This is a genomic window from Jiangella ureilytica, from assembly GCF_004348545.1.
Classification (GTDB): domain Bacteria; phylum Actinomycetota; class Actinomycetes; order Jiangellales; family Jiangellaceae; genus Jiangella; species Jiangella ureilytica.
This window is the reverse complement of record NZ_SMKL01000129.1, coordinates 1-7,165: the sequence shown is the minus strand read 5'-3', so window position 1 is coordinate 7,165 and position 7,165 is coordinate 1. Positions and strand designations below refer to the sequence as shown.

The window sequence follows — 7,165 nt, the reverse complement described above, 5'->3', positions numbered from 1 at the left end:
ACCCTGCCCACCCGCCGCCTCCTCGTCCTCGCCGCCTCCCTGGGCCTCGTCGCCGCCACCGCCGTCACCGCCGCGACGGCCACCGTTCCCGCCTTCGCCGACCACACGCCGCCGCCGAGTGCCGTCACGCTGGTCGGCAGCCTGCAGGACGAGCTGGGCTGCGCCGGTGACTGGGACCCGGCGTGCGCCGCCACGCAACTCACTCTCACGGAGCCGGGCGCCACGACCTATGCGCACGCCGTCGAGCTCCCGGCCGGCAGCTACGAGTTCAAGGTCGCCCTGAACGGCGGCTGGGACGAGAACTACGGCGCCGGCGGCGTCGCGAACGGCCCGAACCTGCCGCTCGTCCTGGAAGCCGCGGCCGAGGTGACGTTCAGCTACGACCACGCGAGCCACCGGATCGCCGTCGCCCCCACCCAGCAGCAGCCCGGCCTCACCCCCGAGGACCGCGAGCTGGCCGGCGACAGCCTGCGCACCGGACTCACCGACGAGCGGTTCTACTTCGTCATGGCCGACCGGTTCGACAACGGCGACCCGGCGAACGACACCGGCGGGTACGCCGTCCCGCCCGGCACCGAGGAGCCACGGCTCGTCCACGGCCTGGACCCCGCTGACAAGGGCTTCTACCACGGCGGTGACATCGCCGGGATCCTGCGCCGCCTCGACTACATCGAGGACATGGGCATCACGTCCATCTGGATGACGCCGTCGTTCAAGAACCGGCCGGTGCAGGGCAGCGGCGCCGACGTCAGCGCCGGCTACCACGGCTACTGGATCACCGACTTCACCCAGATCGACCCGCACCTGGGCACCAACGACGAGCTGCGCGAGCTGATCGACCAGGCGCACGGCCGCGGCATCAAGGTGTTCTTCGACATCATCACCAACCACACCGCCGACGTCATCGACTACGAAGAGGGCCGGTACACGTACATCCCGAAGAGCGAGGCGCCGTACAGGGACGCCGCGGGCAATGAGTTCGACGACAGCCAGTACGCCGCCGGCGACACCTTCCCGCCCCTGGACCCCGACACGTCGTTCCCGTACACGCCGTTCTTCCGCACGCCCGAGGACGAGACGGTCAAGGTCCCGGCCTGGCTCAACGACCCGACGCACTACCACAACCGCGGCAATGCGGCCTTCGACGGCAGCGAAGGCGACCTGTACGGCGACTTCGTCGGCCTCGACGACCTGTTCACCGAGCAGCCCACGGTCCGCGACGGCATGATCGACATCTACCGGTACTGGTCGGCGTTCGGCATCGACGGGTTCCGCATCGACACCGTCAAGCACGTCAACATGGAGTTCTGGCAGAAGTTCGCGCCCGAGGTTCTCGACGCGGCGCACGAGTCCGGCGCCGACGACTTCTTCATGTTCGGCGAGGTATACGACGCCAACCCGGCCGCGATGTCGCGGTACACGACCGAGGGCGGGCTGCAGGCCACCATCGACTTCGGCTTCCAGGCCCGAGCGCAGGGCTTCGCGACCGGCCGCCCGACGACTGAGCTGCGCGACCTGTTCGCCGGCGACGACTACTACACCGACCCCGACTCCAACGCGTACTCGCTGCCGACGTTCCTCGGCAACCACGACATGGGCCGCATCGGCCGGTTCGTCCAGCAGACCGGCGTGGGAGCCGACGAGCAGCTCGGCCGGGCGCTGCTGGCGCACGACCTCATGTACCTGACCCGCGGCCAGCCGGTGGTCTACTACGGCGACGAGCAGGGCTTCACCGGCGACGGCGGCGACAAGGACGCCCGTCAGGACATGTTCGGCAGCCAGGTGGCCAGCTACAACGACGACGACCTCATCGGCTCCGACGCCACGACGGCCCAGGAGAACTTCGACCCCGAGCACCCGATCTACCGGCGCCTGGCCGAGCTGTCCGCGCTGCGCGACGAGCACCCGGCGCTGGCCGACGGCGCGCAGATCCACCGCTACGCCAGCGACGACGCCGGCGTGTACGCGTTCAGCCGCATCGACCGCGAGGAGCAGGTCGAGTACGTCGTCGCCACGAACAACTCCGCGCAAGCGCAGACGGTGAGCATCGCGACCTTCAACCCGCGGACGACGTTCCTGCCGGTCTGGACGAGCGACGGGGGCGACGGCGACAGCGTGCGCTCCGACGCGGCCGGCCGGGTCGCCGTCACCGTCCCGCCGCTGTCCGCCGTCGTCTGGCAGGCGCCGAAGCCGCTGAAGACGTCGAAGGACGCCCCGGCCCTGCACTTCCGCACGCCCGGTCCCGGCAGCACCGTCGGCGGCCGCGCCGAGGTCGGCGTCTCGGTGCCGGACGGCGGGTTCAACCAGGTCACGCTGGCCTGGCGGCCGCTCGGGACGTCCGAGTGGACCGCGCTCGGCACCGACGACAACGCCCCGTACCGCGTCTTCCACGACGTCACGGACCTCGCGCACGGCACGCTGGTCGAGTACCGCGCCGTGCTGAAGGACCACTCCGGCAACCTGTCGGTGGCCTCGACGTACGGCGTCGTCGGCGAGCCGCAGGACGAGGGCGAGGAGCCGGGCGGCGGCGGCCCCGTCGAGCAGCCGGACCGCGTCACCGTCCCCGGCAGCCTCAACAGCGAGATGGGCTGCGCCGGCGACTGGGACCCGGCCTGCGCGCAGGCCGGCCTCACGCTGGACGCGAAGGACGACGTCTGGAAGGGCACGTTCGCGCTGCCCGCGGGCGACTTCGAGTACAAGGCCGCCATCGACGGCTCGTGGGCGGAGAACTACGGCCTCGGCGCCCGCCGCGACGGCCCGAACATCCCGCTCCCGCTGGCCGAAGCCGGAGACGTCACCTTCTACTACGACCACGCCACCCACTGGGTCACCAGCGACGCGCAGGACCCGATCGTCACCGCGCCCGGGTCGTTCCAGTCCGAGCTGGGCTGCCCGGCCGACTGGGACCCGTCCTGCATGCGGTCGTGGCTGCAGGACCCCGACGCCGACGGCGTCTACACGTTCACGACGACGCAGGTCCCGGCCGGGTCGTACGAGGTCAAGGTGACGCACGGGCTGTCGTTCGACGAGAACTACGGCGCCGGCGGCGCGCCGGACGGGTCGAACATCGCGTTCACCGTCCCGGCCGGCGCCCGCACCACGATGAGCTACGACATCGCCACCCACGTGCTGACGGTGACGTCGTCGGCCGCGCAGTCGCAGGCCGACCTCACCCAGCAGAAGGCGCACTGGCTGCGGCGCGGGCTGCTCGCCTGGGACCTGCCGGCGGCCGCGGCCGATTGGAGCTTCCGGCTGCACGCGGCTCCGGAGGGCGGGCTCGGGGTGGACGCCGAGGCCGTGACGGGCGGGACGTCATACCCGCTGACGCTGGACCAGGACGGGCTCCCGGACGACGTGCGCGAGGAGTACCCGCACCTGGCGTCGTACGACGCCCTGCGGCTCGCCGAGCGCGACCGGAAGGACATCGAGGAGGTCCTCACCGGGCAGGTCGCGGTCGCCGCGTACGACGACCTCGGCCGGCTGGTCGACGCCACCGGCGTGCAGCTGCCGGGTGTCCTCGACGACGTCTACGCCGGGGCTGCGGACCGCGAGCTGGGCGTCGTCTGGAACGGCCGCCGGCCGGACATCGCCGTCTGGGCGCCGACGGCCAAGCACGTCGACCTGCTGCTCACGCCGCCGGGCGCCACCACGGAGCAGCGGATCGCGATGCGCCGCGACCGCGACGGCGTCTGGACCGCGCGCGGCAACCCGCGCTGGGCGGGGGCGGCGTACGCGTTCGAGGTGGACGTCTACGTGCCGGCGACCGACCGGGTCGAGACGAACGTCGTCACCGACCCGTACAGCCTGGCGCTGACGACGAACTCGGAGCGCTCGCTGGTCGTCGACCTGTCCGACGAGGCCCTGAAGCCGGCCGGCTGGGACCGGCTGCGCAAGCCGCGGCTCGCGCAGCCGGAGGACTCCACCATCTACGAGCTGCACGTCCGCGACTTCTCCGTCGGTGACACCTCGGTGCCGGAGGAGCGGCGCGGCACCTACCTCGCCTTCACCGACGGCGACGGCGCCGGCATGCGGCACCTCTCGGCGCTCGCCGGCGCCGGGCTGAACACCGTCCACCTGCTGCCCGTCTTCGACATCGCGACGGTGAACGAGAACCGCGCCGAGCAGGCGAGCCCGGACTGCGACCTCGAGGCGCTCACCGCCGCCGACCCGGCCGGCACCGCGCAGCAGGAGTGCGTCACCGCCGTCGCCGGTCAGGACGGCTTCAACTGGGGTTACGACCCGCTGCACTACACCGTCCCCGAGGGGTCGTACGCCACGAACCCCGACGGCCCCGGCCGCACCCGCGAGTTCCGCCAGATGGTGGCCGCGCTCAACGGCGCGGGGCTGCGCGTCGTCATGGACGTCGTCTACAACCACACCCACGCCGCCGGCCAGGACGACAAATCGGTGCTGGACCGGATCGTGCCCGGCTACTACCAGCGGCTCTCCGCCACCGGCACCGTCGAGACGTCCACGTGCTGCGCCAACACGGCGTCGGAGCACGCGATGATGGAGAAGCTGATCGTCGACTCCGTCGTCACCTGGGCGCGCGACTACAAGGTCGACGGGTTCCGCTTCGACCTCATGGGCCACCACAGCCGGTCGACCATGGAGCGGGTGCGGGCGGCGCTGGACGAGCTGACGGTCCCGGGTGACGGCGTGGACGGCGCCTCGGTCTACGTGTACGGCGAGGGCTGGAACTTCGGCGAGGTCGCGAACAACGCCCGGTTCCGGCAGGCCACGCAGCTGGAGCTGTTCGGCGCCGGCATCGGCACCTTCAACGACCGGCTGCGCGACGGCGTCCGCGGCGGCGGCCCGTTCGACGAGGACCCCCGGCTGCAGGGCTTCGGCAGCGGGCTGTTCACCGACCCGAACGGCGCGGCGGTGAACGGTTCGGAGGCCGAGCAGCGTGCGCGTCTGCTGCAGCACCAGGACCTGATCAAGGTCGGGCTGACCGGGAACCTGCGCGACTACACCTTCGTCGACGCGACCGGCGCGACCGTCACCGGCGCCGATGTCGATTACAACGGCTCGCCGGCCGGCTACACCGCCGACCCCGACGAGGTGATCACGTATGTCGACGCGCACGACAACGAGACGCTGTACGACGCGCTCGCCTACAAGCTGCCGGCCGACACTCCGATGGCCGACCGGGTGCGGATGAACGTGCTCTCGCTGGCCACGACGGCGCTCGGCCAGGGCCCGTCGTTCTGGCACGCGGGAGCGGACCTGCTGCGGTCGAAGTCGCTGGACCGCAACTCCTACGACTCCGGCGACTGGTTCAACCGGGTCGACTGGACCGGCCAGGACAACACGTTCGGCTCCGGCCTGCCGCCGGCGACGGACAACGAGGCGAAGTGGGACTTCATGCGGCCGCTGCTCGCCGACCCCGCGGTGAAGCCCGCGGCGGGCGACATGGCGACGTCGACGGCGCTGGCGCAGGACCTGCTCCGGCTCCGGTTCTCGTCGCCGCTGTTCCGGCTCGGGTCGGCCTCGCGGGTGCAGGAGCGGGTGTCGTTCGGCGCCGGCGGCCCGTCGCAGCCCGCCGGCGTGGTCGTCATGCAGCTCGACGATCGGGCGGGGACGGACCTCGACCCGGATCGGGAGCGGCTGGTCGTGGTCTTCAACGCGACGCCGTCGGCTCAGACGGTGGCGGTCGACGACGGGGCGAGCCTGCGGCTGCACCCCGTCCAGGCCGCCGGGGCGGACCCCGTCGTGCGCGGGTCCGTCGTGGGCGCCGGTGGTGTCACCGTTCCCGCACGGACGGTCGCGGTGTTCGAGCAGCCCTGACGGTGCTCGCGGCGCTGAGGTGCCGGGCCACGTACTCCGCGTCGGTCCCGGCGCCGCCCACCAGCATGGAGCTGAACGCGCTCTGGAAGGCCAGGCCGGTGAAGTAGAGGCCGGGCGATGACGGCACGACGCCGCGCTCCTCCAGAGGCCAGCCGTCGTCACCCAGGACCGGCAACCGGATCCAGGTGAAGTCCTGCCGGAACCCGGTGCACCAGACCACCGTCGCGACGTCCAGCACCCGGCCGCCGTCGAGCACCGGGTGCCCCTCCCGCACGCCGGTGACCCGCTCGGGGATCCACTCCACGCCGGCCGCGGCGAGGTCGTCCGCCTGGACCCGCAGCAGCGGGCCGCCGTGCGTGCGGATCTCCGGGCGCATCTTGCGTCCGATCGGCGTGCGCAGCGTGAACACGTGCCGGGCCAGGAACCAGAGCACCGGGAACGCCGCTTGAGCGCGCCGGGACTCCAGCGGGACCGGGAGCTGGCCCCTCGAGTGGCCGCACAGGATCGTGTGGTGCTCGCGCGCGGTTTCGACCGCGATGTCCGCGCCCGAGTGCGACGCCCCGACGACGAGGACGGGGCCGGGCGGCAGCTGGTCCGGCCTCTGGTACTGGGTCGAGTGCAGCTGGTTGATGGACGGGTCCAGGTCCGTTGCGAGCGACGGCACGTAGGCCCGCGTCCCGAACGTCCCCGTCGCCACGACGACGTTGTCGGCCGTGTACCGCCGGTCGCCGCAGTCGAGCACGTAGCCGCCGTCGTCGGTCGCCGTCAGGCTCTCGACGTGCACGCCGTGCTCGACCGGCAGGTCGAACCGGGCCGCGTAGGCCTCGAGGTAGTCGGCGACCTGGTCCTTCGTCGGGAACGCCCGGCCCGGCCCGGGGAACCGCAGCCCCGGCAGCCCGTCGTAGCGCGCGGGGCTGTACAGCCGCAGCGTGTCCCAGTGCCGCCGCCAGTTGTCGCCGGTGCGTGCGCGGTCGTCCAGGATCAGGAATCCTCGTCCCCTTCTCCGGAGGTGGTAACCGACGCTGAGGCCCGCCTGCCCGCCCCCGACCACGATCGTCTCGATGTACTGCTCCATGACGCCCTCCCCGTACGTTCCGGCAGGTCAGGCGTTTGACGGTAGGGTGATGGGGCCGCGCGCGCGTCGGGCGAACCATGCATCCTCGGTGACGGGGAGATGGGCATTTCTGTGCAGGCGGCGCGTCGCCGACTCCGTGGGCCGGTCTTCACTTGCAGGAGTCGTCTTCACTGGCGGGGGCCGTCTTCTGCGGGCGTTCGGGGGCTCCGAAGACGGCTGGCGCTAGTGAAGACGGCTCGCGGTTGTGGGGACGGTTGGCGCTAGTGAAGACGGCTCGCGGTAGTGGGGACGGTTGGCGCT

2 protein-coding genes are annotated in these 7,165 nt (G+C 72.0%); one reads left to right on the top strand and one right to left on the bottom strand.

Annotated features, from left to right (window positions below):
* The first annotated feature begins 3 nt into the window (after positions 1-3).
* A complete protein-coding gene (gene pulA / locus E1212_RS28645) occupies positions 4-5,790 on the top strand; it encodes a pullulanase-type alpha-1,6-glucosidase (RefSeq protein ID WP_131988890.1) in 5,787 nt (1,928 codons plus the stop codon).
* Here pulA and E1212_RS28640 read toward each other — a convergent pair.
* Complete coding sequence (locus E1212_RS28640) at positions 5,747-6,865, bottom strand: flavin-containing monooxygenase (RefSeq protein WP_131988888.1); 1,119 nt, start codon at positions 6,863-6,865, stop codon at positions 5,747-5,749. The two genes, pulA and E1212_RS28640, sit on opposite strands and share 44 nt — an antisense overlap.
* Between the last annotated feature and the right edge of the window lie 300 nt (positions 6,866-7,165).

Coding starts and splice junctions, on each gene's coding strand:
- E1212_RS28640 (WP_131988888.1), bottom strand. CDS start 6,865: ATGGAGCAGTACATCGAGACGATCGTGGTCGGGGGCGGGCAGGCGGGC.